This is a genomic window from Lacinutrix chionoecetis (assembly GCF_053604665.1).
The window spans coordinates 1-281 of record NZ_JBSHNQ010000027.1 but is presented as its reverse complement, the minus strand read 5'-3'; the positions used below and the strand labels follow the sequence as shown (position 1 = coordinate 281).

The following is a 281-nucleotide window of genomic DNA, read 5'->3' as shown; positions in this document are numbered from 1 at the left end:
TGTCGCATCATCCGTCGTTGCTGTTGTACCAGAGACATCTGTTACCGTAGCATCAGTCAATACATTTTGACCGTTTACGGTTGCTTGGTTTGTTACTTGTCCAGCATCGATATCGTCTTGTGTTACAGCATAGTTGGCTGGGTAAGTCCATGTTTCAGTAGGATCTAATTCGTTATCACCATCAGTATCACCAGAAGTAAATACGATTGCAACTACTGGGTTAGGAGCTTCTAATAAAGGATCGGTTACAACCACATTATCAATAGACACATTACCAGTAT

At 41.3% G+C, this 281-nt stretch carries 1 protein-coding gene; it reads right to left on the bottom strand.

The genetic code is table 11. The features are described from left to right. Nucleotides 1-281: DUF7507 domain-containing protein (locus ACVC43_RS00140; protein ID WP_452222545.1), on the bottom strand; the 281-nt coding region annotated here is incomplete at both ends.